At 45.6% G+C, this 340-nt stretch carries 1 pseudogene; it reads right to left on the reverse strand.

Annotated features, from left to right (window positions below):
- A pseudogene (locus tag AB4161_RS23245) lies at window positions 1-340 on the reverse strand (bifunctional aspartate transaminase/aspartate 4-decarboxylase); the annotation flags it as partial.

The raw sequence follows: 340 nt of genomic DNA on the forward strand, positions 1-340 counted from the left end.
ATTAGCTCGTACTCGTGGTGAGTAAGGTTCGCTAGTGATACACGTACTGATGCGTGTACTGTGTCGAAACCTTTACCAGGTAGTAAGATTACGCCGGTTTCGTGAGCAAGACGGAATAGGAAGTCTTTACCTTTCTCGTTAGCTTTGAACCAGTCGACAAACTCTTGACCGTAAAGTTTGCCACCTAGCGTGTCTAGCTCTAGTAGTGTGTAGTAATCCACACGGTCTTTGTTCTCTTCGATTGCTACACCCATGTTTTTGTAAAGCGTTGTGTAGCGCTCACGGATGATGCGTTTACAAGCGGCTTTGTAGCGACCTTCTGAGTCCATTAGACAAGTTA

Source organism: Vibrio sp. 10N.286.51.E5 (genome assembly GCF_041469125.1).
Classification (GTDB): domain Bacteria; phylum Pseudomonadota; class Gammaproteobacteria; order Enterobacterales; family Vibrionaceae; genus Vibrio; species Vibrio crassostreae_C.